We start from the raw sequence: 24,724 nt of genomic DNA, 5'->3' as shown, positions 1-24,724 counted from the left end.
TGTGAAGGACACATCCCTATGACCAAACCCAAAGTTCTCATTTCCGACGCGCTCTCGCCCGCTGCCGTGCAGATCTTCAAAGACCGCGGCGTCGAGGTCGACTTCCAGCCCAACCTCGGCAAGGACAAGGACAAGCTCGCCGAGATCATCGGCAATTACGACGGTCTCGCGATCCGCTCCGCGACCAAGGCGACCGCCAAGATCCTGGAGAGGGCCACCAACCTCAAGGTGATCGGCCGCGCCGGTATCGGCGTCGACAATGTCGAGATCCCCGCCGCCACGGCCAAGGGCATCATCGTGATGAACACGCCGTTCGGCAATTCGATCACGACCGCCGAGCATGCGATCACGCTGATGCTGGCGCTGGCCCGCGAGATCCCGCAGGCCGATGCTTCGACCCAGGCCGGCAAGTGGGAGAAGAACCGCTTCATGGGCGTCGAGATCACCGGCAAGGTGCTTGGCGTGGTCGGCTGCGGCAACATCGGTTCGATCGTCGCCGACCGCGCGCTCGGCCTGCGCATGAAGGTGATTGCGTTCGATCCGTTCCTGTCGCCCGAGCGCGCCAAGGACATCGGCGTCGAGAAGGTCGAACTCGATGATCTCCTGAAGCGTGCCGACTTCATCACGCTGCACACGCCGCTGACGGAGAAGACCAAGAACATCATTGATGCTGCCGCGATCGCCAAGATGAAGAAGGGCGTGCGCCTGATCAACTGCGCCCGCGGCGGTCTCGTCGACGAGCAGGCCGTGGTCGATGCGCTCAATTCCAAGCACATTGCGGGTGCCGCCTTCGACGTGTTCGTCGAGGAGCCGGCAAACACCAACGTGCTGTTCGGCCATCCCAACGTGATCTGCACGCCGCATCTCGGCGCTTCCACCACGGAAGCGCAGGAGAACGTCGCGCTTCAGGTCGCAGAGCAGATGTCGGACTATCTGCTCACCGGCGCGATCTCGAATGCCGTCAACTTCCCCTCGATCACCGCCGAGGAGGCACCGAAGCTGAAGCCGTTCATCGCGCTCGCCGAGAAGCTCGGCTCGTTCGCCGGCCAGCTCACCGAGACCGGCATCCTCAAGGTCGAGATCACCTATGAAGGTCACGTCGCCGAGATGAAGATCAAGGCGATCACCTCGGCGGTGCTGTCGGGCCTGCTGCGGCCGATGCTGGGCGAGGTCAACGTCGTGTCGGCGCCCGTCGTCGCCAAGGAGCGCGGAATGATCGTTGACGAGATCGTCCGCGCCGCGCAGAGCGACTATGAAAGCCTGATCACCGTGACGGTTGCGACCGAACGCCAGGAGCGCTCGGTCTCCGGCACCGTGTACCATGACGGCAAGCCGCGATTGGTTGACGTCAAGGGCATCCGCGTCGACGCCGAGTTCGGCAAGTCGATGATCTACATCACCAACGAGGACAAGCCGGGCTTCATCGGCCAGTTCGCGAGCCTCCTGGGCGATGCCAAGATCAACATCGCCACCTTCCATCTCGGCCGCGTCGCGCCCGGCAGCGATGCCATCGCGCTGGTCGAGGTCGACGGCGCGGTGCCGGCGGACCTGCTCGCCAAGGTGCAGGCCCTGCCGCAGGTCAAGCAGGCCAAGGCTCTGACGTTCTGATCGCGCTCTCACCGCGTCGTGATGGCTGGGCGTCCCGGCCATCCACGCCTAGCCTTTCGCGCGGAAAAACGTGGATGCCCGGGACAAGCCCGGGCATGACGAGTCGAGAGCGGTGCGCGCCCCACGGAATGACGGCCATCATATATTTCGACGTGCGGAACAACGCCGCCCTTCTCGCGAAGGGCGGCGTTTTTGTTGATGCTGCGGCCCGCTTTATTTCTCCCCCGGCCCCCAAACTTTGTGTACCAATGGCGGCAAGAGCGTTCTGACCAACGCCTCCGTACCATCGTTCGAAAGGGAGAAAACAATGCGTGAAGCCGTCATCGTTTCCTATGCGCGCACGGGCCTGGCCAAGTCCGGCCGCGGCGGATTCAACATCACGCCGCCAATGTCGCTCGCGGCCCATGCCATCCATCACGCGGTCGATCGCGCCGGCGTCGAGAAGGATTATGTCGAGGATTGCTATCTCGGCAATTGCGCCCATGGCGCGCCGAATATCGGCCGCCAGGCCGCGCTGCTCGCCGGTCTGCCGAAGTCGACCGCCGGCGTGTCGGTGAACCGCTTCTGCTCCTCGGGTCTCCAGACTATCGCGATGGCTGCCAACTCGATCCGCTCCGACGGTGCTGATTGCATCGTCGCCGGCGGCGTCGAGAGCATCTCGATTCCCGGCGGTCCTCTGCCCAAGGAAGCAGTCGATCCCGAATTGCTCAAGACCGCGCCTGACATCTTCATGGCGATGATCGACACCGCCGACATCGTCGCCGAGCGCTACAAGCTCAGCCGCGAATACCAGGACGAATATTCGCTGGAGTCGCAGCGCCGCATGGCGGCCGCGCAGCAGGCCGGCAAGTTCAGGGACGAGATCGTCCCGATGAAGACCAAGATGAAGGTCGTCGACAAAGCTACCAAGGCCGAGTCGATCGTCGACTACGTCGTCGACCGCGACGAGTGCAATCGCCCCGAAACCACGCTGGAAGGCTTGGCAAAACTCGAGCCGGTGAAGGGCCCGGGCAAGTTCGTTACCGCGGGTAATGCCAGCCAGCTCTCCGACGGCGCCGCCGCCGTCGTGCTGATGGAAGCCAAGGACGCCGAGAAGCGCGGCCTCAAGCCGCTCGGCCGCTTCGTTGCCTGGGCGGCGGCGGGCTGCGAGCCAGACGAGATGGGCATCGGCCCGATCTTCGCCGTGCCGAAGCTGCTCAAGCGTCATGGCCTGAAGATCGACGACATCGATCTCTGGGAGCTCAATGAAGCCTTCGCCAGCCAGTGCCTCTATTCGCGCGACAAGCTCGGTATCGACCCCGACAAGTACAACGTCAACGGCGGCTCGATCGCGATCGGCCACCCGTTCGGCATGACCGGCGCTCGTCTCACCGGCCATCTGCTGCAGGAAGGCGCCCGCCGCAAGGCCAAGTGGGGCGTTGTGACGATGTGCATCGGCGGCGGCCAGGGTGGCGCCGGCCTGTTCGAGATCTACAGCTGATCTGACGCGCAGACATGTGAAAGGCACGGTGCCACCAGCGCCGTGCCTTTTTCGTTGCGCATCCAAGCCTACGAAACTATATAGCCCGTGTCGGAAAAGGCAGACTTGGTCTGGTAAGCCCAAGTCCCTTCGGTAACGAAGGCTCTGGTCTTTGGCCTTGTGCACGAGATCCCCACGACGAACAGCGGGTGCCATTCGGGCGCTCATCGTTCGTCCGTGTGATCCTCGGCTTCAGGGAACGCTCCGGTCGAACATCGACCCCAGGAGCGTCTCATGCAAACCCGATCCACTGATATCTATGACGTCATCATCGCCGGTGCCGGACCCGTCGGCCTGTTTCTCGCTTGTGAGTTGCGGCTCGCAGGTCGCTCGGTGCTCTTGCTGGAGCAAGCGCAAGATCCGCATTCGGCGCTGAAGCAGCTCCCGTTCGGCCTGCGTGGCCTGTCGATCCCGACGACCGAGGCCTTTCACCGGCGCGGCCTGCTGGGGGAGATCGCGACCGCGCAGCGCGTGAAGTCAGGTGCCATCAAACGTGCTGCGCACTGGATGCAGCAGACGCGGCGGCCCGCCGGTCATTTCGCCGGCATCCAGTTCTTTGAGGACGACGTCGATACCGCGAAATGGTCCTGGCGCCTGCCGACGCCGGCCGATGCCAGCGTCGCCGTCGACATGGATACGCTTGAAACCGTGCTGGCGGCGCACGCATGCCGCTTGGGCGTCGACATCAGGCGCGGCTTTGGCGTCACCGCCATTGCCGCCTCGGACAACGACGTCGCCGTGCAGGCGGCCGGCGAGACGTTTCGTGGACGCTGGCTGGTCGGCTGCGACGGCGGCCGCAGCACCGTGCGCAAGTCGTGCGGCTTTGATTTCGCGGGCACCGATCCCGAATTCACCGGCTATTCCATCGACGTCGAGCTCGCCGATCCGGACAAACTCAGCCCCGGTCGCAACTACACGCCGACGGGCATGTACACTTATGCCGAGCCAGGCACGATCGCGATGGTCGATTTCGACGGCGGCGCGTTCCACCGCACCACGCCGATCACCATCGAGCATGTGCAGGGCGTCCTGCGCCGCGTCTCCTGCACGGACGTCACGATCACAGCGCTCCGCCTTGCCGCCACCTGGACGGATCGAGCCCGTCAGGTCACGGCCTATCGCAAAGGCCGCGTGCTGCTCGCGGGCGATGCTGCGCACACCCATTCGCCGCTCGGCGGCCAGGGCCTCAACCTCGGCCTCGGCGATGCAATGAACCTCGGCTGGAAGCTGGCCGCGACGGTCCGTGGTCATGAGCCGCCAAATCTCCTCGACAGCTATTCGCAGGAGCGGCATCCCGTTGGCGCACGGATCCTCGACTGGTCGCGCGCGCAGGTCGCGATCATGCGGCCGTCGCCGGGCACCCGAGCGCTCCAGTCCATCGTCCGCGATCTCATCGCGACCCGCGACGGCGCGACCTATTTCGCGGAACGCGTGCGCGGCGTTTCGCTGCGCTACGACCTCGGCGGCAGCCATCCGCTGGTCGGCCGCACAGTTCCCGATTTCGAACTCCCTGACGGTACGACGGTTGGAGAACATCTCAGGCAAGCGAAAGGCATCTTGCTGGACTTCGACGCGCGCCCATCGCTCCAAGCGCTCGCGAGCTGCTGGGGTGATCGGCTCACATATATTGCAGGCGCGCCGCGGGATCGGCTGGGCCTCGGCGCGGTGCTGGTGCGTCCCGATGGCTTTGTTGCCTGGACCAGCGACGGTGCGCCCGATGAGGGCGAAGCCGCCCAAGCCGCGTCGCGCTGGTTCGGCGAACCCACGACGCGCGGATGTCCCTGAGTCCGCTATGCACTCCGACGTGCATTCTGTCACAATGCACGTAGTCCTACGTGCCCGCAAATTAACGGAAGTTTTCTCGCGTTAGCGCTTCATCAAGTGCATTCATCACCTCAGGCTTTGCGATCAAGATGCGGAATCTCTCTCTTCGCCTTACCCACAAGATCACTGCGATCGGCATCATCGGCGTCATCGGCGTCGTCCTGATCGGCGGCATTCATCTCTATGGCGAGCGCGCGATGGGCCTGTCGCGCGAGGCCGCCGAGAACGCGCGCACGATCTTCGAGCTGAACAGCAGGGTCGCGGTCGAGCTGCTGGAGGCGCGCCGCGCCGAGAAGGATTTCCTGCTGCGCAACGACCCCGCTCGCGCACAGCGCCAGGTCGAGATCTCGCGGCAGGTCGCGCTGGACATTGAGACACTGCGCGGCAGGATCGCGGCGCTCGGCAAGCCCGAGCTGGCGCAGAAGATCGACGCCATGAATGCGTCGCTGAAGACCTATCAGGCGCATTTCGCGGCTATGGTCGAGGAGAAGCAGGGTCTCGGGCTTGACGAGAATTCGGGCCTCGAAGGCCGCCTGCGCGGCTCCGTCCACGAGATCGAGAGCAAGGTCGACCAGCTGCATAATGCCCCGCTCAAGGTGATCATGCTGATGATGCGCCGGCACGAGAAGGACTTCATGCTGCGTCGTGACGCCAAATATGGCGGCGAGATGAAGAAGCGCGCCGCGGAATTCCTGGCCGGCATCGACGCGGACACCATTCCCGATACGGCCAAGGCCGAGCTGCGGCAGAAGCTTTCCGACTATCAACGCGACTTCTCCGCCTGGATGGACACCGCCTTGAGGCTCGCGACGGATTTGAAGGCGATGTCGGAAGCGTTCGCAACGGTCGAGCCCGTCATCGAAGAGGTCTCCAAATCGGTCGATACCATCCGCGCCGACGCTGACCGGCGGAACGAGGCCGAGCGCGACGCCATCCAGTTCTGGATTGCCGTTGCGATCGCGCTGATCGCTGCGGGCGTGCTCGGCCTCGGCGTCTTCATCGGACGCTCGGTCTCGAAGCCGCTTGCTGCGATGCGAGCGGCGATGATCGAGCTCGCCAGGGGGAATTTCGCCATCGTGCTGCCCGGCCTCGGGCGTCCCGACGAGATCGGCGAGATCGCGTTAGCCGTCGAGACGTTCAAGATCAATGCCGAGCAGAAGGCGCGCGCGGAGGCGGACGAGAAGATCCGGCAGGACAAGCTCGCCGCCGAACGCCGCCGCGCCGACATGATCAGGATGGCCGACGATTTCGAGGGCGCGATCGGCGAGATCGTCGAGACGGTGTCGTCGGCTGCGACCGAGCTCGAGGCGTCGGCGACGTCGCTGACGTCGACTGCGGGGCGCTCGACCGAGCTTGCCACGCTGGTCGAAGCCGCTTCGGAAGAAGCTGCGACCAACGTGCAATCGGTGGCATCAGCCGCGGAAGAGCTGACCGCCTCCGTCACCGAGATCAGCCGCCAGGTGCAGGCTTCGGCGCGCATCGCCGGCGAGGCCGTCAGTCAGGCCGGACACACCAATGATCGCGTCGGCGAATTGTCGAAGGCCGCCGCGCGGATCGGCGACGTGATCGAGCTCATCAACGCGATCGCAGGCCAGACCAACCTTCTGGCGCTCAACGCCACCATCGAGGCGGCGCGCGCCGGCGAAGCCGGCCGCGGCTTTGCGGTCGTCGCCTCCGAGGTGAAGGCGCTGGCCGAGCAGACCGCGAAGGCGACCGGCGAAATCGGTCAGCAGATCGCGAGCATCCAGGGCGCGACCAACGAGTCGGTCGGTGCGATCAGGACCATCGGCGGCACCATCGAGCGTCTGTCCGAGATCTCGTCCACCATCGCGGCCGCCGTCGAACAGCAGGGCGCGGCGACCAGCGAGATATCGCGCAACGTCCAGAGTGCGGCGGCAGGCACCACGCAGGTCAGCGCCAACATCAGCAATGTCAGGCAGGGCGCGGTCGAGACCGGCTCGGCCTCGACCCAGGTGCTGTCCGCGGCCCGATCCCTGTCGGGCGACAGCGATCGCCTCAAGTTCGAGGTCGGCAAGTTCCTCGATAGCGTGCGCGCGGCTTAGGCGCGCGCCGCGATCGGCGCGAAGGTCACTTCGATCAGCGTCCCCGAATGGCCTGCGCTCTTGATGTTGAACTGGGCGCGGTTGGCTTCGACCAGCGCCTTGGTCAACGACAGGCTCAGGGCCGAACCGTCGGAGGCATCGCCGGGCGGCGGCGTGCGGAACGGCTCCATCGCGGCGGCGACTTCCTTTTCGCTGAGGCCGTGGCCGGTGTCGCGGATGCGCAAGCATATCTCGCTGCGATCGGACAGCGCGGTCGAGACGATGACCTGGCCGCCGGCGCCCGCAAGCCGGATCGAGTTCGAGATCAAATTCATGGTGACCTGGCGCAGCGCGCGCACATCCGCCGTCACCTGCGGCAGCGCATGCCCGAGCGAGGTGCGGATGATGATGCGCTCGCGATTGGCCTGCGGCTGCATCACGGTGACGCAGGCTTCCACCAGGTCGTTGAGGTTGAGGTTGGCGAAATTCAGGTCGAGCTTGCCGGTCTCGATCCGCGACAGCTCGAGCAGATCGTCGATGATGGTGATGACGCGCTCGCCGGAGGCGCGGATGTCCTTCATGTATTCGCCATAGCGCTCGTTGCCCAGCGAACCAAATCGCTCGGAGATCATCACTTCGGCAAAGCCGATGATGGCATTGAGCGGCGTGCGGATCTCGTGGCTGATCCGCGCCAGCATGTCGGCCTTGGCGTTCGCTGCGCCGTCGACCAGGCGTCGCGCCTGCGTCAGCTCGCTCTCGCCCCTCTTTGCGCGCGACAGATCGCGGAACACGGCGAAGAAGTTCGGGCCGTCAGGCCGCGTGCGGCCCATGATCATGGCGAGCGGAAGCACGCCGCCCTTCTTCTCGCGGCCCAGCACCTCGCGGCCGTGATCGAGCAGGCTCGCGATGTCCTGGCTCTTCAGGCTGTCGAGATAGTCGACGACGATCTGCTGGCTCTCCGGCGCGAACAGCGTCAGCAGATTCTGCTGCATCAGCGCCTCGCCGTCATAGCCGAACAGCGCCTCCGCGCTGCGGTTGCAGGCGTGGATGTTGCCCTCGGCATCGAACATCAGGATGCCCTCGGCCGTGGTGTCGAGGATGGCGGCGAGATCTTCCGCGTCGGCATCGCCGGCTTCCGGCTCGGGCGCGAAGACGATCGGCTCGTCGACTTCGGTCTCGGCGGCTTCAGGCGGCGCGACCACGGGCGCAACGACGACGGGCACCGCATGCGGCAGCGCGCAGATCAGCGCATGCGCGCTCTCGCCGTTCCAGTCGATCGTGTGCAGATGCGCTTCCGTCGTCGCTAAGGGCTGCTCGCCATTGGCGATGGCGGCGCTGATCGTCACCGGCGTGCCGGATTGCGACATGCTCGAGGCGGCGGAGACGCCCGGCTCGACATAGAGCGCGTCGAGGCCACCGGCATCTTCCAGCGCGGCGAGGTCGGCATAGCCCATGCGCGCGAGGAAGGCGGGGTTGGCATAGAGCAGGCGGTCGAGCCGGTAGATCAGGATGCCCGAAGGCAGCAGGTCGAGCAGCGTGCGGTCGCGCGCGCTGTCGCCGCGCGCCGGCGGCGCCGGCTCGGCCAGCCATTCGGCCGCGGGGGGCGGTGCTGCGAGCTCCGAGATCAGGGGCTCCGAAATCAAGGGCGCCGGCGGCATCTGCGGTTCGGATGCGATCTCGTCCGCGGGCGGCTCGGCCGCAACGGAGGCGATCTGCTCGCGCTCGCGTTCGAGCCGCTCGGACAATTGCCGCGCGAGCTCGTTGAACGCGCTGTTCTCGACCGGCGTCAGCGTCGGCGCCCGCTGATCGCCCTGTGAGCGGGGATCGCCGGGTGCGCGGAACGGCACGACATTCGGGGGCGTTTCCACTGGCGTTTCCGGATCGGTTGGGTGTGAATTCGCTTCGATGAAGAGTGCGGGCGGTTCGGGTTCGGTTGCAGTGGGCGGTTCAGGCTCCGGCGGCGGCTCGATCGGCGGAGGCGCAGCCTCTGCCTCCGTCTCTATCTCAGCCTTGGCCTCCGCTTCGGGATCAGGCTCGACCACGTCGGCCGACAGGCTCTGCGTGTGCGGCTCGGCGAACAGCTCATAGCGGCGCAGCGCATCGAGCCGGTTGAGGCCGTCGAGATCGCGGCAGACGCCAAAGCCCTTGAAGCCGACGAAATTGCGCATCCCGTCGTAAACAGGAAGACCGGCGAGCTCGACCGGCAGATGCTCGCCGCCATCGGCCGGCCAGTTCACGGTGATGCCGGCCCAGGTGTCGTGGCTGGCGAGCGCCTGCGCGACGCGGCCATCAGGGTCGAGCGCAAACTCGTCGGCGATCTCGCGCCAGGGCCGGCCGAAGCCGGCCGCGGTGTGCGCGCCCATCAGGCGGATGAACTCGTCCGAGCCGAGCACAAAGCGGCCTTCCGCATCCATCTGCCAGAGGAAGCGTAGCGGATGCTGGCGCGGCTGTTCCGTGTGTCCGGACGGCGGCTCGACCATGGCTGCGGTGATCGGCGCGGCTTGCGGCGGCACGATGGCCGCAGGCGGGTTTTCGACAGGTGTTTCCGGCGCGGCGTCCGCCGCATCCGCGATCGTCTCCGGGGCAGGCGGCTCAGCCACGTCCGTCACAGCGTCCTGGATCGCGACGATCTCGGTTGCGGCTTCGCTCACAGCCGGTTCCGGCGTGCTCGTCTCGGCTGGCGTCTCGTCGAGCTCGGCAAAGGCATCGAACAGGTCGATTCCCGCGACAGGCTCGTTCGCGGAAGATTGGTCCTGCGGCGCGGGCTCGTTCGCCGCAGGCACAGCTTCCGCCACTGCAGGCTCGATCAGCGCGACCAGACCGACATCGCTGCCGACGCCGACCCGTTGCAGCACCATCTTGCCGATGCCGATCGGCAGCTCGACGCGGCCTTGTCTCAGCGCCTCGCTGCGCGCCTGTTCGAGGCCGGCCTCGCCGAGATCGCGAAAGCCGAGCAGGGGGCGCGCGGCCTCGCTGGCGCCGGCGAACATTCCGTCCGGTGCGAACGCCGCCATCGGCGTGGTGACGCCGTCGACCAGCCGATGCAGCCGCTCGACCAGCGGCATGGTGCGCGCGCAACTCTCCATCGCCGTGACCAGCACGCCTTCGCCGCCATCCGCAAACACCAGCCGCGCGCAGGCGCAGGTCATCAGTGTGCCGAGCCGGGCGCCGAAGCCGCGTAGCCGCTCGAGCCTGATAGCGCCGTTTGCGGACAGCTGCCGGCCGAGCTGCGCGACCTGGCGGCGATGCGGATCGGCGGGTCCGAATGTCTTGTCTGCCAGCGCCGCCGCGTTGTCCGCGCCGAAGAACCTTGCGCCGATCGCATTGGCCCACAGCACGCGGCTGCCGTCGAGCGACCAGAGCCACGCCGGCAGGGACGAGGTGGCATGCACGGACAGCCTGGGATCGCCGACGCCTCGCAACTGGAAATCCGAACTCGTCATCCGACCGGCTTTAAGTCCCGCTTGTCTGGTTCACGTCCAAAGGCACACGTTCGAGGCTGCCGGGAATGACAGCCTTAAGAAAGAGTTAGTATCGCCCGCGGGCGCGGGCAGGTCCACGGCCCCCGACCCTTAAGGGGCAGCCTAAGCCGCGATAACCTTAATGTGGCCGAACCCGCAAGCCGCGCGGTCGTTGCATCCGCAGGAATCCGCCAGCGGGCGGGCGTCATACCGGCAATACCATCGCAAGCTAGTATTGGGCCGGGCGGGGCGGACCGGCCGAGGCGGCCGGCAAAACCAGAAAAACAGCACAGGAGCAGCCAAGCCATGACCGACCAGGCCCAACGCCAAGACCACGATCGTTTCGAGCTTCCGCCGGAGATGCGCAACATGGCGGAATCGAGCTTCAGGCAGGCCCGCGACGCGTTCGAGAAACTGCTCGCCAATGCCGAGGCCGCCGCCGGCTCGATGGAGCAACGCGGCGCCGGCATGCGCGCCGGCGCCAAGGACATCGGGGCCCGCGCGATCGCCTTCGCCGAGAGCAATGTGCAGGCCTCGCTCGACTACGCCCAGTCGCTGGTTCACGCCAGGGATCTCACCGAGGTGATGCGGCTGCACGGCGACTACGTCCAGGCCCAGATGCGCATCCTGGCCGACCAGGCCAGCGAAATGAGCCAAGCCGTCAGCCGCGCCGCCATGGATGCGACCAGGGCGAAGCATTAGGGCTCTGTCGCCCCGGCTGCGGTACCCCATCCTCCCCTGGAGGGGGAGGATCGGTTCGCATGACATGCGAACCGAGGTGGGGTGACGGTCTCTCCCCTTCAGGCGCTGCCCGCGTGGAGAGATCACCCCACCCCGCTCGCGCTTCGCGCGATCGACCACGGGCGAGCGACGCTCGTCCCGGACCCCTCCAGGGGGTAAGCCTCCGCCGCCTCGGCGCCTCAACCCCCGGTTCCCCACCCGGGGAACCTCGCGCTCCGGATTAAATTATCGCAACGCACCCCGTGATCACATTGCGTTGCACAATGTTGACATGTTAGTGAGCCACAGTACTGGCGCTGGACGAGCCATCTTGTTGGTTCTGCGTGTCCAGTCTTCGTACCCGCCACCTCGTAACAAGAAATGGCCCCGGTTGGCCGGCGGGCGCGCCAGAAGGCCCACTTTTCATTTCATTAGCGTGAGGGACATCAATGACAGGTGCGACTGATCCGTTTTCTGCCTCGATCATCCCGTTCGAGGTCCCCGAGCAGGTGCGTGCGTTCGCCGAAAAGGGCGTGTCGCAGGCCCGCGAGAACTACGCCAAGTTCAAGGACGCCGCCGAAACCCACAACGGCACCGTCGAGGCCGTGTTCGCTTCGGCCTCCAAGGGCGCGAACGAGTATGCCGCCAAGCTGATGGAGTTCATGAAGGCCAACACCACGGCCCATCTGGACTTCACCCAGGAGCTGCTTGGCACCAAGTCGCCGAACGACGCCTTCCAGCTCTGGACCGGCCATGCCCGCTCCCAGCTCGAGACCCTCCAGGCCCAGGCCAAGGAGCTCGTCGAGCTGACCCAGCGCGTCGCTGCCGAGACCGCCGAGCCGATCAAGGCCAGCGCCTCGAAGTTCTACAAGCCCGCCGCCTGATCCAAAACGGCGGATCGATCAATCAAGAAACCCGGGCCCCAAGGCCCGGGTTTTTTCTTTTTTACCTCTCCCGAAGGGAGAGGTCGGATCGCCCCGGCGATGCGCAGCATCGGCCGGCGCGATCCGGGTGAGGGGTTCAGGTCTCACTTGGGGCTGCGGCCCCTCACCCGGATTGCTCCGCAATCCGACCTCTCCCCGTCGGGGAGAGGTGGACCACCGGCCGCCCTCGAATCTGAGGGATTTATCGCCCTCAAGAGAGGCAAATAACGGGTTTTGCGGCCTTGCCAAAAACGCCCGTTGCACCTAGTTTCCGCCCCGTCCAGCCCCCTCGGTTATCGGCCCGTCAAGGGCGCCCAAAGGGCGGCTCGCAAGGATGCAGTTGTAGCTCAGTTGGTTAGAGCGCCTGTCTGTGGAACAGGAGGTCGGTGGTTCGAGCCCACCCAACTGTACCAGCGGTTTTCCTGAGCGCTTCCGCTACCAGCGACTGAACGGCCTTCGCTATTCCGGTGGCTTCAAAGCGTCCGAGAGCGAAGATCCTGTTCGCCGAAGATCTCCCCAGAATGGCAACGGCGCCGCCGAACGCATCGCATAGCAATACCGATCGACTGGCATGTGCAGTACGAGCGGATATTGCAGCATGAGCGAGGGCCCACGTTTGCTAGCGTAATCTCGCTCTGAACGAGCCAGGAATTGTCATTGACATTCAAGATTGCGTTAGCTCAACAATATCAGGAGTGTGTCTCGCAAGACTAAATTGAGAGATGGCGCCGATGAGTATTTCTGAATTTTTTTCAGCTCTTCCCATATCCGAGCTTACTTCAGCGGTTTCTGCACCTACTTCCGCGATCGCACTGACTGTCTCGATTTTTTCCGCGATTCTATCGCTCCGTGGGGATCGTCGCGCCAGAGAAAGCGTCAGGCCATATTTGAGTACAGGCGTGCACCTTGCTGCGGACGACATGAGTGTTTCACTCTCAAACTACTGGAGCTGGTGTTGCGATCATCAAGAAAATCTCGATATGCCGAGGGAGCGGCTCGTCAGAGACGTCGCTAGGTGCTCTATTGACTTATTCACCGAACTACAAAATTCGCGGCTTCATCGACTTTGTGCAAGATCAGTATTTCGTGCGCCCTGGCGACAAGCTGATGCTCGCTGTTGCAGAGGGAAAGACCGCCCAGGCGCTGCAGGATTGGAGCGAAGCACTGGACGGAATCAAAATCGAGATCCGCTATCTCGATATATTTGGAAAGACTTTCCGCTACGATCGAGTCATTTCGATAAAGACGCGTGGCTAGTACTTCCGCGATTGCGTCACTTGATGCGTGGCGTTTGTCCTGATGTGACGCCACGAAGAACCAGATTAGATGGTTTCGCGACGGCTCAACCTATCCTACGAGCTTGAGCGGCAGAGGGGGAACGAGTTGAGCAGCATTAACATCAGGCGAGCGGTTGAGAACATTCGTTCGGGCACGACCGTTTACACCCCTGTTATCGAACTTATCGTGAATGCGATCCAAGCCATTCGAGCGGTAAAGCCAAAGGGCGGGTTGATCGAGGTTAGAATCCTTCGGCACGATCAAGCCGACATGATCGACAAAATCGCCCCGGTGGATGGCTTTATCGTTCGGGACGATGGCATCGGGTTTAACGAAGAACACCGAAACTCCTTCGACACCTTGTATACGGCCCTCAAAGCCGGCGATGGGGGGAAGGGTTTCGGGCGATTCACATGCCTCAAATACTTCCATCGGCTCACCGTCGAGAGCGTGTTCGAGGATGGGCTAATGCGGAAGAAGCGCTCTTTCGCGATGGGGCATGGCAACGACATAATAATCGATGAGAAAGTGACAGACGCGGGAGTTGCCGCGACCGGATCAACGGTCACCATCTCTGGTGCGCAAGCGGTCAAGTTTCCAGACAAGGGACTCGATGTCATCGCGAGAGTCCTGGTTGAGAAGCTGCTTCCTTACTTCATCGATCCAAATTCGGAATGCCCCCAAATCGTCATGCGCGATGATCTGGGCGGGGACCCTATCCTACTCAACGACTATCTCGGTCAAGCCAATAGACAGATCGTCGAACTGTCCGTGCAGAACAACGAACTGCGTCTCAAGTCTCTCGATAAAGACAAGGACGAAGTATTCACCGTGCGCGTGTTCAAGTTCTACGCTCCCCGCGCGAACAAGAGTAAGGTCAGCTTGGTGGCCCATCGGAGAGAGGTCACCGACGTGACGATGCAGACGTACATTCCGGAGTTTGCCGATGAGTTCTACGACAAGACGAATGAAGTAGAGGACGCCAAAGATCGGAACTACATCATAAAAGCATACGTCTTCGGTGATTATCTCGATCGAAATGTCTCGCTCGAGCGCGGAGCTTTCAGCTTTGGCAAGGACAATGACCTGGTCTTTGGAATTTCGCAGTCTCAAATCGAGGCGCAAGCGGCAACGATTGCTCAGCAGGCAGTCGGTCATGAAATCTCGGCGCGAAGAGAGCGCAAACAGGCGCGCATCAGAGATTACATAAACGATGAAGCGCCGTGGCACCGAGGCTTGAGCCGCGAAACCGACTTCTCGTCATTATCCATGAAGCCTACTCCACAGGAGATCGAACTCCACCTTCAGGCTGCGAAATTCCAGTTGGAAACGCGCGTCCGCGCAGAGGTGAAACAGATACTCCAGAGCGAGGAAACTGAAGACCTGAAAGATCGGGTAACGGAAGTAGTTGGAAAAATATCTCAGACGAGCAAGAACGACCTTATTCACTACGTGTCGCTGCGTAAATGCGTTCTCGAACTCTTCGATAAGTCGCTGCGAATCGGCGATGACGGAAAATACAAGTCCGAAGGCGACGTGCATGACATCGTGATGCCGCGCAAGAAAGATACGGATCAGATCGACTACGACCAGCACAATCTTTGGATACTCGACGAGCGGCTTAATTTCACCGAATACGTCGCGTCCGATAAGCCTATGGACGAAGGAACGGCGACCGAACGGATTTGTCGATCTTCGGCAAACGAGTTGCCTTTCGCGGAGACAACGAGGCCTCGAATCCGATTACGATCTTCGAGTTCAAAAAGCCTCAGCGTCACGACTTCGTCAATCCTTCATCCGACGAAGACCCGATCGAGCAGATCGTCCGCTACGTGAACGACATAAGGGACGGAAAGTACAAGACGCCTTACGGGCGCGATATCCTCGTCAGCCCTAACACACCGTTCTATGGGTACGTGGTGTGCGACTTTCCGCAAAAGGTGAAGAACTGGCTGGAGCGGGAAAAGGATTTCACTGTGATGCCGGATGGCCTCGGCTACTTTCGTTGGTACGGCAATATCAAGCTTTATATTGAGGTCTTAAGCTGGACCAAGGTGCAGCGTGATGCCGAAATGCGGAACAAGGTCTTCTTCCACAAATTGGGCATTTGATATTGCGGCAACAGCGCACAAAGCTCTCGATCGCAGGAGCGCGCTATCCGTAGCGCCGGTCAGTTTTGTGCACGAAACTCACGACGTGAAGACTGCTCAATTGAGTACACCATCACCGTAGTCACAGCTCGCCAGTCGACGGAGATTTTGAATGAAGTTGCTTGGAGCGAAAGAGCGCCAGATCATGTCGTTCCTTCACGAGCGGATATTCGATCCCATACTAACTTCTCCAACCGCCTCTGCAAAATTAAAGCAGGGCATACGGTACACTATCATGCGTTTGGAAGAGCGAGATGCAGCCGGGATGATCCAATACTACTGGTCAGCCATCGTTGGCACTGAGAAGAGCGTTAGCTTTGCCGCCTTAATGCGCCAGGAGGGTTTTGGTCGATTTGAAGAGGCAATCGATGAGTTTCGGCTCTTGTTCCATGACCGCTTTCTAAACCAACCTTAAACATCCAGAATGATACTGGCAGCACAAAACTGGCGCAGTAGCAAATGGCCGCGTGGCGGCCGCGATTGCGGTGACGGTGCACAAAATTCCCTGTCGTGCCCGCCACCGTATCTGCGGTACCGGTCCCGTTGTTTAGCCGTGCACCCCGAACCCCGGGAGATCTCATCACTCGCTTATGACCGACATCTCTCCCGTATCCAAATCTATCCGCAACCAAGTGCCGGCCGGTCGCATGTCTCCAGCGAGGGCGAATGGTTCGGCGAGCTGTGAGATGACGGTGCCTCCCCGCACCTCGAAGCTCCCGCTGTTCAAGGGCACACCGCGAAGGACGATGGTCTGGCCGTGTCCCGAGCTGATGCGCACCAGCCGGCCGTCATCCGCGACATCCAGCGTGACTCCGACTGGGGCCGTCGTGTCCAGCATCGGGATGTAGGCTTCGCGCGCCGAGAGAAGAAAGCTCCAGGGTTCCATGTCGTTGCCGCGCCGGATCGTCGTCTGGTCTGGCAGCTTCAGCCCGAGCAGCTCGTGCGGCGCACCGAGCGTGAAGCGGTGGATTGTACCGGCCTTATCGAACAGAACGCCGCCGAAGCGGTCGTTCGCGTAGGGTCCACCCTTGCATGGCAATCCGTCGATGATCTGATAGCCGTGGAGATCGCCTCCCCAATGCGTGACGTCATTGCCTTCTCTCTTCCACGGCTTGAGAGTTCCCGTGAGCCGCATGCCGAGAATCTCGGTCACCTGCGGCAGCTCGATCAAGACGACGATGGAATGCGCCTTGTCGGCGAACTGGATTTTGCTGCCGGCCGGCAAAGGCAAATCAGCGATGGTCTCGCCGGTCTCGAGAGTGCGCCAGTATTTGGTTGCGTCGTAGCTCTGGTAAAGATGGAGGGCGCCCGCCGCTGGAAACGGCAATGTTAGAAGGGCAGCGCAAGCAATCAATACAAAGCGCAGTCCGCCGATCCAGGGCGAGCCATACCAGGCCGAAAATGCCAACGCGAGCGCCAGCGGTATGGTCACGAACCAATTGGTGACGACGGCATATCCCAACAGAAGCGGCCATGGCAGGCGCAAGATCGGTCTCCTTCGGTTCAATCATCGCCGGCGCACTGGCGCGCACCGGGCCGACGGTTGTGCCCGTGAGGGGACCGTCGGCCCTGGCTGCGCAACTATCGGGTTCAGCCTTCAGGCTTTTGATGCGCTCCGCGCCCACGCCAGCGAAGCTGACGTCACCGGGATCACGTCGCCGACGTCGACCACAGGATGAACGTCCACATCGTTCCAGAAGGTGAACTTCGAAACGAACGAGACGACCACTTTTGGATCATTCGCCTCGACAAACACGTAACCTTTGTCGCCCACCAGGTTCGAAAGAAATGCGTGCACCGTCAGTCCGTCTTCAGGCTTCCACTTGCCGAACGCGGTCAGCAGTCCCTCTGCCGTCCCGAAATTCTGCTCATGTCCGAGGCCATGACGGATCGTATACTCGATCATGTATTTCATAACTCTTCTCCAATTTGATCAGTATGAAAAAGGCAATCAAGCGGACGCTGTGCTCAATGCTCTACCAGCGCCGCCCGGGCGCTAGAAGACCACAAAGCCGACGGATCGAAAATAAGGATGGCGTTGCCATCGCGGGCCAAACGCGTCCTCTTCGCGAGCTCGCCCTGGGGCCGTCCGGCGGACCTTGCGAGCCCTACCACCCCCCCCCACCACCATCACCACCACCGGCAACGCCACCGCCGCCAGCAGCGTGCACAGGGATTACGGGACTACGGTGACGCACCAAACTCCCGACGCGGGGAGTGTCCTATCCGCGATGCCTCTCTAGTTTTGTGCGCGGCACCGTAGCTCCCTGGTTCGCAATGCGATATCGGTAGCGAGCCAAGGACGTTCATGGACAAGCAAACCAGGCGGAAAACATCGTGAGTTTCTTCGAGCGTCTCAAGACAGAAGCATCCGTTGAGTGGCGGGCCTACACCGAACATCCCTTCACGAACGGGTTGGCAGACGGCTCGCTCCCCGAAGCGGCGTTTCGTCACTATCTCGTTCAGGACTATTTGTTCCTCATCGAGTTTGCCCGCGCCTACGCGCTCGCGGTCTACAAGTCGCCCATGCTTGCCGACATGCGTGAAGCCGCGGCCGGCCTTTCGGCCATCCTCGATGTCGAGATGAACCTGCATGTGAAGCTATGTGCAGATTGGGGCCTGTCCCCGACCGACCTTGAGCGGGCCCCTCCGGCGGCCGAGATGCTGGCCTATACACGCTACGTGCTCGATGCGGGCATGCGAGGCGATCTGCTGGCGCTCAAGGTGGCGCTTGCGCCTTGCGTGATCGGGTACGCGGAGATCGCAACGCGGCTCGCCTCGCGACCTCATGCGGACGTTGCGACGAACGCCTATCGCGTCTGGATCGCCGAGTACGCCGGCGTGCCGTACCAGGAGGTCGCAGCCAGAGCGCGGGCGCATCTGGACCATCTCGCCGATCTCTACGCCACGCCGGCCCGCGAGGCCGAGCTGATTGCGATCTTCAAGGAAGCCACCCGACTCGAGGCGGACTTTTGGGAGATGGCCTGGCGCGCGGGCCAGCACGTTCAGTAGCCCGTTCGGCAGCTCGTAGGCGATCGCGCTAATACAAAGATGGGTTTCGCAGGGGCTCAACCCATCTACGCGCTACTGTCGCTGCAATTACCGTGTCTCACTTCAGGGGCGCAGTCCAGTGCACTAAACCTCCGCCGCGCAAGCCAGCGCTGATTGTCAGTCATCGCCAACAATCCGCACCAACTCCACCTCCAGCCTCAAGCCGGGCGCTTGCTTCGCAAATCCCGTGCACAACGTGGATGAGTCGTCGACCGACCGCCCCGACACGACGATGTCGATCTCATCCAATCCGAAGACGCCGGGCGGCCCCGGTGCTACGCGCCGGGCGGAAAGAGTGGCCTTGAAGTGCTCGCCCTGCTGCGTCCAACTTCCCGCATAGGCAAACGTATCGTCGCCGCCGGCGAGTGTTCCGTCAGGACCGAACTCGACCACGCCGGCGCCTTCACCGACCGGCGTCTTGAACCAAACGGCGTATCTGCCCGGGGTGATCACCTGAGCTCACCATGTCGACCTGTATCCAGGCTCAAGTCGAACCAGATCAAGATGGCTATCGAGTGACGGCCACGCCGTCATCGCAATTGCGACGATCGGGGCCGCATCCTCCGAAAGAATGACCGGCGCGAGCTGGATCAGCGCCGGCGTGTCAATTCTGCAACGCCACCGAAGATTGCAACCGATCTACCGCGTTCGAAGGACGCGCGCGGCGCGATTTCGCGGCTTTCTGTCAGCGCCTCGGACGACAGATTCAAGTCCGGGTGATGGCGAGCAGCGCCAGACACGTCCATTGGGAGATTGACTATGAGACACACTTTCGCGGCTGCGGTCGCTCTGTTGCTGGCCGCCACGGCCGCGAGCTCCGCGGCCGACATCGGCGCCATGAGGTTCAAGGCGACGCCTGCGGCGACCGTGTATAGCTGGACCGGCTTCTACGTCGGCGGCAATGTCGGCGGCGGCATGGCTTCGTCGCATTTCGACGACCCCTGCTTCTTTTGCTCGTCGGCGACCCCCACGCGGGGTTTCGTCACCGGCGGCGCGCAAATCGGTTACAACTATCAGTTCGGTCACGGCCTCGTTGGCGTCGAAGCTGACATCAACGGCAACAGCGGCTTCAAGGAATCGCTGATTGGCGGTGACGACTTCAGGGCCCTGCAGGTCGGTCTCAAGGCGGAGACCAGCGGCACGATCCGCGCACGCGCCGGCCTCGTCATCGACAACGTCCTGGCCTATGCGACGGCTGGTGCAGCCTGGGCCGATCTCAGGCAGACCGGGACGGAGATCAACAATGTCCTCTCAAGCCCAACCTTTGGACAGCCGACGGGGACAACGGCCAATGCCAGCGGCGTTGTCTGGGGTGGCGTAATCGGCATCGGCGTCGAATATGCGCTCGACTCGAACTGGATTGTCGGCGGCGAATTCCTGCATACGATGTATGGGGATCGCGATGCGCCGCTTCGCCTCGCCAACGGCAGCGCGGCTTGCACGGACAGACCCGCTTCCGGTTGCGTCATCCGAAGCCAGCTCACGACCGACGTCGCGCGCGTGAGGTTCAGCTACAAGTTTCAGTAGCCCTGGGATCGGCGAACGGGCCGCGCCGTCACTATCGGGAAGCCTCGGCCTGCGCCGGGGCTTCTTCTTGTTCGGATTGGGGTGGGCCGAACTACCTCACTCCCGCCACCACCATCACCACCACCGGCAACGTCAGTGCCGCCAGCAGCGTGCACAGCGCCACTGCGCCCGAGACCGGGTTCACCAGGCGCTGATATTGAACTGCGAAGATATAGGCATTCGCGCCTGTTGGCATCGCCGCGAACAGCACGACGACGCCGGTTACCACAGGCGGCAGGTTCAACAGCTTGGCTAGCGCGAAGGCGATTGCCGGCATCGCCAGCAGTTTCAACGCGCTCATCGCGGCGACGCTTGTCATCTCGCCCTTCACCTCGAAGCGAAACAAATTGATGCCGAGCGCGATCAGCGCGGCCGGCGATCCCGCCTGCGCGAGCAGCTCGATCGTCTTGTCGACGACGGGCGTGAGGCCGAGGCCGGTGAAGCGCCAGACGACACCGAAGCCGATGCCCAGCATCAGCGGATTTTTCGCAAGATCGGCGAGGATGGGCCGGAGCACCGAGAGCACCGAGCCGGTCCGCTTGCGGCTAACCAGCTCCATCTGCAGGATGCCGCAGAGCCAGAGCAGCGGCGTGTTCACCGACAGGATCAGAGACATCGGGCCGGCCGCCTCGTTGCCGAGCGCGGAGAGCACCAGCGGAATACCGAGCATCACGATGTTGCCGTAGACCGAACCGATCGCGAACACGACGCCGTCCTCGCGGTCCTCGCGCCGTTCGCGGATCAGTGCCGAGATCAGCAGCGCCGCGATCCAGGTGAGGGCGAGCGCGCCGTAATAGGCGCCCCACATCCGCCACGGACTGACATCGGGAAATTCCGAGACGACGATGGTGCGGAATAGCAGCGCGGGGATCGCGATGCTGAAGGCGAATTCGGAGATGCCCTTGTGCGCGCCCTCGGAGACGAAGCGAAACAGCACCGCCGCATAGCCGGCCGCGATCAGCGCAAATACCGGTGCAACGATCAACATTGTGGCCATGCGGTCCTCCCCCTCACGGGGATTTCGGCCGACCACCCCACGCGCGTCTCGATCATGCCATCATGCCGGTGTTTTGCCCGACAAGTCAAAGGAAATTCGTAAAATCCGCAAAATCGGCGACTTCGCAAGGCGGCGCAAGGCCCTCGCTACTGTGCATGGGGTTGTTTTCGCGGTTTCGGCCGAGGGGCCGCCGCACCCACCGCCGTCATCCCCCGCGAAAGCGGGGGATCCAGTACGCCGCGGCTTCTCGGGGGACGTCGGGCGCCTCTGGAATACTGGGTCACCCGCCTTCGCGGGTGACGACAGCAGAGAAGATGGTGGGCTCCCTCCTGTTGCCGAGACCGCACAGCCCGCGGGTTTCGCCTCCGGCCTCGTTGCCAACGCAGGCCCGTTCACCCACACTCCTGGCCTGTTCGACACTTTGGGGGGATCGATGCCGGTATCTCGCTTCAGGACATTTTTGGCTGCTGCAACCCTCGGAACGGCGCTCGCCATGCTGGTCCAGCCGGGCGTTGGTCTCGCCTATACGCCCGAGCAGCAGCAGGCCTGCACGCCGGATGCGATGCGGCTGTGCGGCGAGTTCGTTCCGAACGTCGATGCCATCACCGCCTGCATGGTCCAGAAGAAGGCGCAGCTGTCGCCGCAATGCGCGGTGTTCTTCCGCCGCGGACCCGAGCCGGGCGAGGGCCGAGCAGGCGCCCCCACCAACATCAGGCCCGTCGCGGCGAAGAAGACCAAGCCGAAAGCCAAGAAGAAAAAGACCGACGACGGCTAGGCGCTCACGTCCCCTGCTTGAAGCTCCTTGATGCCCCTTGCGCCGAAATGCCGGCAGCGGCATCAGCCTCGCGACAGCTACCGGACTCGTTTTGTTCACACGCCTGCAACGATCGCGCTTCGCGCGCGATGGAAAAGCTCGCTGCGAGGATTTGCGCGGCCAGGTTGTGGCTGGATGTTTCCCGCGTGATTGCCGCAAAAAATGCGCGGTTGCCTGCGCAAACCGCTGATTTATGGCAGTTCGCCCCGGTCGTCGCGCGAAGCAGTGTGACTCAAATGCGCCACGTCTTGTTATTTCGTGGCGGCGTCGCAACCTTCGATAAATTTTTCTTTCACGAATCAGCGCGCTGATTCATTTTCGCGGCCTGGGGTCAATCTGGAGGCCAGAGGTATGAACGTTATTGTTTTTGCATCGCGTAAAGGCGGCTCGGGCAAGAGTACCTTGGCTGCACATCTCGCTGCGCAGATCAAGGCGAGCAAGCAGGTGATGCTGGTGGACGCCGATCCACAGGGCTCGCTGACGCTGTGGCACAAGCTGCGCGGCACCAACGAGCCGCCGATCAAGGCGGCCGTGAACTCGGTCAGCGGCATCGTCTCCGCTGCCAAGCGCGACGGTTACGAATGGGTGTTGATCGACACGCCGCCGAACCTGTCGGCCGTCGTCGACGACGCGATCAAGAATGCAACGATGGTAGTGATCCCCGCCCGTCCCGGCGTGTTCGACGTCAATGCGGTGCAGGAAACCATTCAGATGTGCCGCGCGGCGCGCAAGCCCTACGCGGTCGTGCTCAACGGTGCGCCGGCCAAGCGCGACGAAGCCGAAAGCCCGATCGTCACCATCGCCCGCGAGGCGCTGGCCAAGTTCCGCGCTCCGGTATGGGGCGGTCAGATCACCAATCGTTCGGATTTGTTGATGGCACTCAGCCACGGCGAAGGCGCGCGTGAGTATCAGGCCGAGAGCCGTGCGGCCCAGGAAATTGCAAGGCTGTGGGCGGCGATCGAGCGTTCAGTGAAGGCTATTCGCGGCACGGCGTCGGCGTCCGGCGCAATGCACAAGCAGGCGGCATAATTTCATTCAATCATTCCCCGGACGACAAACGCGCGGGAAGTCCGCGCGTTTTGCGTTTGTGGGGCGAGCACGATCCGGAAAAGTGTGAAGCGGTTTTCCCTCGCGACAAACGCGGAACGCGTTTGCGCGGAGATCGTGCTCAAAATGTCGACGAAGTTACGCGACCATCAGCATGTAGAACACGATGACCGGCGACAGCGTCAGGATCACCGACCAGATGCCGACGGCCCAGATGATGTCCTCGGTGGAAAAGCCCTGCTGCTCGGTGTCGTCAAGGCTGCGCTGCGTGGCGCCGTAATGCGACGCCATATCGTTCTGATTGGTCAAGTTCGCCCCCGCGATTTCTTCGCTTATGGGGTGAACGATACGCAGGATGTTTTAAAATTCCGGGTTGCAGCTCCGCTCGCATTTTGAGCGCATTTGCGACCGCGGCTTAACCATCCCGTCAGCCTGCGAGCCAGACCCGAAATAGCAGCACCGGCATCAGGCCGAGCATCACGGCCCAGAAGCCGAACGACGAGACCAGCAGGATTCCCTGCAGGAAATCGGCAGGCGCAAAGGTTTCCGCCGCAGTCGGGCGAGCGCGTTGCCCCATGGTCATTCCCCCTTTTGAAAGACGTCGAGGCCAAACGATAGGCGCCATTGCGTAAACGAGTCGTGGATGCGCCATGCCGCGACAGCGAAGGCCGTTCGCGCCCGGTTAACCAAGGTGATGCTCTCCCCGCTTCTGCGGGGAGAGCCAAGAGAACGCGCTACGCTGCGACCTTCACCCGCCGCTCGATCTCGCGATCGAGCGTGGCGGCGAGCTCGCTGCTCACCTCGACCATCGGCAGGCGCACCTCGGGGCTGTCGATCAGGCCTGTCCGCCACAGCCAGTACTTCGCCGGCGCTGGGCTCGGCTCGGTGAACAAGAGCCGCGTCAGCTCCGCGACCTCCTGCCAGCGCGCCTCTGCCGCGGCGGCACTGCCGCGCTTCAGCTCGGCATGGACGGCGGCAAAGGTTGCGGTCTCGAGATGGGCGGACAGCAGGATGCCGCCATCGGCGCCGTCGCTGAGCGCCTCGAAATAATTCGCGTCCTCGCCGGTGAGCACGCCAAAGCCCCTCGGCCGGTCGCGCAGCAGCGCGATCGACTGCTCGCGGCTGGCGCCGCAATCCTTCAAGCCCACGATGTTGGGGTGCTCGGCGAGCCGCAGCAGGGTCTGGTTGGTGATGCCGACGGCGCAGCGATAGGGGATGTTGTAGAGCGCGAGTGGCCAGGCGGCGTGATCGGCCAGCGCCTCGAAATGCGCAAGGATGCCGCGCTGCGACGGCCGCACGTAATACGGGCTCGCGATCAGATAGAAGTCGATCGGCCAGTCCGCGCTCTCATCGAGCCGGTCCTTCAGCCGCGAGGTGTCCGCGCCGGAGAGGCCGAGACCGATCGGCAACGTTCGGCGACTGGCCGCGATCTCGTCGCGGACGACGGCGACGAGGCATTCGAGCTCGACCTCGCGCAGCGTCATGCCTTCGCCTGAGGTCGCCCCCAGGATGAAGCCGTCGATCGCTTGCGTGCAGTAGTGCCGCGTCAGCCGCCGCAGCGAATTCTCGTCGAGACGGCCGTCGCGGAACGGCGTCACCAGCGGTAGCCAGAGTCCATGCAGATGGGTTCGCAAATCGGTCATGTTTCCTGTCTCCTTCTCACAGATGGACCTGAGACGGAGGGCACATGAAAAAACCCCGTCCAGGTGGCGGGGTTTTCGGGA

24 protein-coding genes and 1 tRNA gene are annotated in these 24,724 nt (G+C 63.0%); 16 read left to right on the top strand and 9 right to left on the bottom strand.

Annotation, left to right across the window (positions count from 1 at the left end; all coding sequences use genetic code 11):
- Positions 1 to 18: 18 nt before the first annotated feature.
- The 4 genes from serA (at position 19) to XH89_RS32185 (ending at position 7,014) form a co-directional block, all read left to right on the top strand.
- Complete coding sequence (gene serA / locus XH89_RS32200) at positions 19 to 1,608, top strand: phosphoglycerate dehydrogenase (RefSeq protein ID WP_194464327.1); 1,590 nt, start codon at positions 19 to 21, stop codon at positions 1,606 to 1,608.
- A 307-nt stretch (positions 1,609 to 1,915) separates the two neighbouring features.
- Positions 1,916 to 3,088, top strand: coding sequence for an acetyl-CoA C-acyltransferase (locus XH89_RS32195; protein WP_194464326.1), 1,173 nt, complete (start codon positions 1,916 to 1,918; stop codon positions 3,086 to 3,088).
- A gap of 273 nt (positions 3,089 to 3,361) precedes the next feature.
- Positions 3,362 to 4,912 carry an FAD-dependent monooxygenase gene (locus XH89_RS32190; RefSeq protein WP_194464325.1) on the top strand — a complete coding sequence of 517 codons (1,551 nt, stop codon included), beginning with the start codon at positions 3,362 to 3,364 and terminating at the stop codon, positions 4,910 to 4,912.
- A 128-nt stretch (positions 4,913 to 5,040) separates the two neighbouring features.
- Positions 5,041 to 7,014 (top strand): methyl-accepting chemotaxis protein, encoded by a 1,974-nt coding sequence (locus XH89_RS32185; protein ID WP_194464324.1) that lies wholly within the window; start codon positions 5,041 to 5,043, stop codon positions 7,012 to 7,014.
- On the opposite strand, the gene XH89_RS32180 is transcribed toward XH89_RS32185, so the two are convergent.
- On the bottom strand, positions 7,011 to 10,436 hold the full coding sequence (locus XH89_RS32180; protein ID WP_194464323.1) for a PAS domain S-box protein: 3,426 nt from the start codon (positions 10,434 to 10,436) through the stop codon (positions 7,011 to 7,013). The genes XH89_RS32185 and XH89_RS32180 overlap by 4 nt on opposite strands.
- Positions 10,437 to 10,760: 324 nt before the next feature.
- On the opposite strand from XH89_RS32180, the gene XH89_RS32175 reads away from it, so the two are divergent.
- The 3 genes from XH89_RS32175 (at position 10,761) to XH89_RS32165 (ending at position 12,510) form a co-directional block, all read left to right on the top strand.
- The gene (locus XH89_RS32175; RefSeq protein ID WP_194464322.1) at positions 10,761 to 11,156 is read left to right on the top strand and encodes a phasin family protein; all 396 of its coding nucleotides are present in this window, start codon (positions 10,761 to 10,763) and stop codon (positions 11,154 to 11,156) included.
- A 467-nt stretch (positions 11,157 to 11,623) separates the two neighbouring features.
- A complete protein-coding gene (locus tag XH89_RS32170) occupies positions 11,624 to 12,058 on the top strand; it encodes a phasin (protein WP_194464321.1) in 435 nt (144 codons plus the stop codon).
- A 375-nt stretch (positions 12,059 to 12,433) separates the two neighbouring features.
- Positions 12,434 to 12,510 (top strand) — tRNA-His (locus tag XH89_RS32165).
- A gap of 251 nt (positions 12,511 to 12,761) precedes the next feature.
- Here the strand turns inward: XH89_RS32165 and XH89_RS32160 are convergent.
- Positions 12,762 to 13,019, bottom strand: a complete 258-nt coding sequence (locus XH89_RS32160) for a hypothetical protein (protein ID WP_194464320.1) — start codon at positions 13,017 to 13,019, stop codon at positions 12,762 to 12,764.
- 2 nt (positions 13,020 to 13,021) lie between these two features.
- Between XH89_RS32160 and XH89_RS32155 the strand changes: the two genes are divergently transcribed.
- The 4 genes from XH89_RS32155 to XH89_RS32145 all read left to right on the top strand — a co-directional run bounded on the left by XH89_RS32155 (position 13,022) and on the right by XH89_RS32145 (position 15,940).
- Entirely contained in the window at positions 13,022 to 13,354 is a 333-nt protein-coding gene (locus tag XH89_RS32155; RefSeq protein ID WP_194464319.1) for a hypothetical protein, read from the top strand.
- A gap of 126 nt (positions 13,355 to 13,480) precedes the next feature.
- Positions 13,481 to 15,211, top strand: a complete 1,731-nt coding sequence (locus tag XH89_RS32150) for an ATP-binding protein (RefSeq protein WP_246767679.1) — start codon at positions 13,481 to 13,483, stop codon at positions 15,209 to 15,211.
- Positions 15,208 to 15,486 (top strand): hypothetical protein, encoded by a 279-nt coding sequence (locus tag XH89_RS41450; RefSeq protein ID WP_246767678.1) that lies wholly within the window; start codon positions 15,208 to 15,210, stop codon positions 15,484 to 15,486. Before XH89_RS32150 ends, XH89_RS41450 begins: the two co-directional genes overlap by 4 nt.
- A 151-nt stretch (positions 15,487 to 15,637) precedes the next feature.
- The gene (locus XH89_RS32145; RefSeq protein ID WP_194464318.1) at positions 15,638 to 15,940 is read left to right on the top strand and encodes a hypothetical protein; all 303 of its coding nucleotides are present in this window, start codon (positions 15,638 to 15,640) and stop codon (positions 15,938 to 15,940) included.
- A gap of 165 nt (positions 15,941 to 16,105) precedes the next feature.
- Here the strand turns inward: XH89_RS32145 and XH89_RS32140 are convergent, their stop codons facing one another.
- Both XH89_RS32140 and XH89_RS32135 read right to left on the bottom strand, forming a co-directional pair.
- Positions 16,106 to 17,011, bottom strand: a complete 906-nt coding sequence (locus XH89_RS32140; protein ID WP_194464317.1) for a hypothetical protein — start codon at positions 17,009 to 17,011, stop codon at positions 16,106 to 16,108.
- A gap of 111 nt (positions 17,012 to 17,122) precedes the next feature.
- Positions 17,123 to 17,440 carry a DUF3303 domain-containing protein gene (locus XH89_RS32135; protein ID WP_194464316.1) on the bottom strand — a complete coding sequence of 106 codons (318 nt, stop codon included), beginning with the start codon at positions 17,438 to 17,440 and terminating at the stop codon, positions 17,123 to 17,125.
- Positions 17,441 to 17,862: 422 nt separating this feature from the next.
- Here XH89_RS32135 and tenA point away from each other — a divergent pair, with 422 nt between their 5' ends.
- A complete protein-coding gene (gene tenA / locus XH89_RS32130; RefSeq protein WP_194464315.1) occupies positions 17,863 to 18,537 on the top strand; it encodes a thiaminase II in 675 nt (224 codons plus the stop codon).
- A gap of 156 nt (positions 18,538 to 18,693) precedes the next feature.
- On the opposite strand, the gene XH89_RS32125 is transcribed toward tenA, so the two are convergent.
- Positions 18,694 to 19,029, bottom strand: coding sequence for a hypothetical protein (locus XH89_RS32125; protein WP_194464314.1), 336 nt, complete (start codon positions 19,027 to 19,029; stop codon positions 18,694 to 18,696).
- Between the two features lie 306 nt (positions 19,030 to 19,335).
- Here XH89_RS32125 and XH89_RS32120 point away from each other — a divergent pair, with 306 nt between their 5' ends.
- Entirely contained in the window at positions 19,336 to 20,103 is a 768-nt protein-coding gene (locus tag XH89_RS32120; RefSeq protein WP_194464313.1) for an outer membrane protein, read from the top strand.
- Positions 20,104 to 20,194: 91 nt separating this feature from the next.
- On the opposite strand, the gene XH89_RS32115 is transcribed toward XH89_RS32120, so the two are convergent.
- Positions 20,195 to 21,139, bottom strand: coding sequence for an AEC family transporter (locus tag XH89_RS32115; protein WP_194464312.1), 945 nt, complete (start codon positions 21,137 to 21,139; stop codon positions 20,195 to 20,197).
- Between the two features lie 433 nt (positions 21,140 to 21,572).
- Here XH89_RS32115 and XH89_RS32110 point away from each other — a divergent pair, with 433 nt between their 5' ends.
- The 3 genes from XH89_RS32110 (at position 21,573) to XH89_RS32100 (ending at position 22,982) form a co-directional block, all read left to right on the top strand.
- Entirely contained in the window at positions 21,573 to 21,914 is a 342-nt protein-coding gene (locus tag XH89_RS32110) for a hypothetical protein (protein WP_194464311.1), read from the top strand.
- 128 nt (positions 21,915 to 22,042) lie between these two features.
- Positions 22,043 to 22,264, top strand: coding sequence for a hypothetical protein (locus XH89_RS32105; protein ID WP_194464310.1), 222 nt, complete (start codon positions 22,043 to 22,045; stop codon positions 22,262 to 22,264).
- Positions 22,265 to 22,304: 40 nt separating this feature from the next.
- On the top strand, positions 22,305 to 22,982 hold the full coding sequence (locus XH89_RS32100) for a ParA family protein (protein WP_025032179.1): 678 nt from the start codon (positions 22,305 to 22,307) through the stop codon (positions 22,980 to 22,982).
- A gap of 156 nt (positions 22,983 to 23,138) precedes the next feature.
- Here the strand turns inward: XH89_RS32100 and XH89_RS32095 are convergent, their stop codons facing one another.
- The 3 genes from XH89_RS32095 to XH89_RS32085 form a co-directional block, all read right to left on the bottom strand.
- Positions 23,139 to 23,309: a hypothetical protein gene (locus XH89_RS32095; RefSeq protein WP_194468745.1), complete on the bottom strand. Its 171-nt coding sequence runs from the start codon at positions 23,307 to 23,309 to the stop codon at positions 23,139 to 23,141.
- A 118-nt stretch (positions 23,310 to 23,427) separates the two neighbouring features.
- Positions 23,428 to 23,577: a hypothetical protein gene (locus XH89_RS32090; RefSeq protein WP_194464309.1), complete on the bottom strand. Its 150-nt coding sequence runs from the start codon at positions 23,575 to 23,577 to the stop codon at positions 23,428 to 23,430.
- A gap of 157 nt (positions 23,578 to 23,734) precedes the next feature.
- The gene (locus XH89_RS32085) at positions 23,735 to 24,643 is read right to left on the bottom strand and encodes a 4-hydroxy-tetrahydrodipicolinate synthase (protein WP_194464308.1); all 909 of its coding nucleotides are present in this window, start codon (positions 24,641 to 24,643) and stop codon (positions 23,735 to 23,737) included.
- Positions 24,644 to 24,724 lie beyond the last annotated feature (81 nt).

This window comes from Bradyrhizobium sp. CCBAU 53340 (genome assembly GCF_015291645.1).
Lineage (GTDB): Bacteria > Pseudomonadota > Alphaproteobacteria > Rhizobiales > Xanthobacteraceae > Bradyrhizobium.
The sequence above is the reverse complement of the archived record's forward strand: the minus strand, read 5'-3'. Positions and strand labels throughout refer to the sequence as shown.

Excerpts from the sequence above, each read along its gene's own strand:
- XH89_RS32160 (WP_194464320.1), bottom strand. The coding sequence starts at position 13,019 with ATGTCGTCCGCAGCAAGGTGCACGCCTGTACTCAAATATGGCCTGACG.
- XH89_RS32085 (WP_194464308.1), bottom strand. The coding sequence starts at position 24,643 with ATGACCGATTTGCGAACCCATCTGCATGGACTCTGGCTACCGCTGGTG.
- XH89_RS32175 (WP_194464322.1), top strand. The coding sequence starts at position 10,761 with ATGACCGACCAGGCCCAACGCCAAGACCACGATCGTTTCGAGCTTCCG.
- XH89_RS32100 (WP_025032179.1), top strand. The coding sequence starts at position 22,305 with ATGAACGTTATTGTTTTTGCATCGCGTAAAGGCGGCTCGGGCAAGAGT.
- XH89_RS32105 (WP_194464310.1), top strand. The coding sequence starts at position 22,043 with ATGGAAAAGCTCGCTGCGAGGATTTGCGCGGCCAGGTTGTGGCTGGAT.
- XH89_RS32180 (WP_194464323.1), bottom strand. The coding sequence starts at position 10,436 with ATGACGAGTTCGGATTTCCAGTTGCGAGGCGTCGGCGATCCCAGGCTG.
- XH89_RS32115 (WP_194464312.1), bottom strand. The coding sequence starts at position 21,139 with ATGGCCACAATGTTGATCGTTGCACCGGTATTTGCGCTGATCGCGGCC.
- serA (WP_194464327.1), top strand. The coding sequence starts at position 19 with ATGACCAAACCCAAAGTTCTCATTTCCGACGCGCTCTCGCCCGCTGCC.
- XH89_RS32190 (WP_194464325.1), top strand. The coding sequence starts at position 3,362 with ATGCAAACCCGATCCACTGATATCTATGACGTCATCATCGCCGGTGCC.
- XH89_RS32170 (WP_194464321.1), top strand. The coding sequence starts at position 11,624 with ATGACAGGTGCGACTGATCCGTTTTCTGCCTCGATCATCCCGTTCGAG.
- XH89_RS32135 (WP_194464316.1), bottom strand. The coding sequence starts at position 17,440 with ATGAAATACATGATCGAGTATACGATCCGTCATGGCCTCGGACATGAG.
- XH89_RS32090 (WP_194464309.1), bottom strand. The coding sequence starts at position 23,577 with ATGGGGCAACGCGCTCGCCCGACTGCGGCGGAAACCTTTGCGCCTGCC.
- XH89_RS32120 (WP_194464313.1), top strand. The coding sequence starts at position 19,336 with ATGAGACACACTTTCGCGGCTGCGGTCGCTCTGTTGCTGGCCGCCACG.
- XH89_RS32145 (WP_194464318.1), top strand. The coding sequence starts at position 15,638 with ATGAAGTTGCTTGGAGCGAAAGAGCGCCAGATCATGTCGTTCCTTCAC.
- XH89_RS32195 (WP_194464326.1), top strand. The coding sequence starts at position 1,916 with ATGCGTGAAGCCGTCATCGTTTCCTATGCGCGCACGGGCCTGGCCAAG.
- XH89_RS32185 (WP_194464324.1), top strand. The coding sequence starts at position 5,041 with ATGCGGAATCTCTCTCTTCGCCTTACCCACAAGATCACTGCGATCGGC.
- XH89_RS32110 (WP_194464311.1), top strand. The coding sequence starts at position 21,573 with ATGCCGGTATCTCGCTTCAGGACATTTTTGGCTGCTGCAACCCTCGGA.